This window comes from Klenkia sp. AC732, from assembly GCF_979256525.1.
Genome location: NZ_CEEDOS010000180.1, coordinates 1 through 235, shown reverse-complemented (window position 1 = coordinate 235; position 235 = coordinate 1). Strand labels below are relative to the sequence as shown.

General features: G+C 76.2%; 1 protein-coding gene. It reads left to right on the top strand.

All coding sequences use genetic code 11. The annotated features are described in order from the left end of the window. Positions 1 to 235 (top strand): ABC transporter permease subunit (locus AC0IVP_RS22175; protein ID WP_471759314.1); only part of this gene is annotated, 235 nt, incomplete at both ends.

Below are 235 nucleotides of genomic sequence, written 5' to 3'. Positions count from 1 at the left end.
CGGGGCCCGTTCCGGCGGGCCAGCCCGCTGGTGCTGGGCGTGGCCAACACCGGTCCGGCCGCGCCGGCGATCGGGCTCTTCGTGCTGCTGGCCACCTGGCGGGGCTTCGGCTTCGGGTCCGCCGTCGTCGCGCTGGTCCTCTACTCGGTGCTGCCGGTGCTGCGGAACACGAGGGTCGGACTGCAGGGCGTGGACCCCCGCCTCGTGGAGGCCGGCCGCGGCATGGGCATGAGCG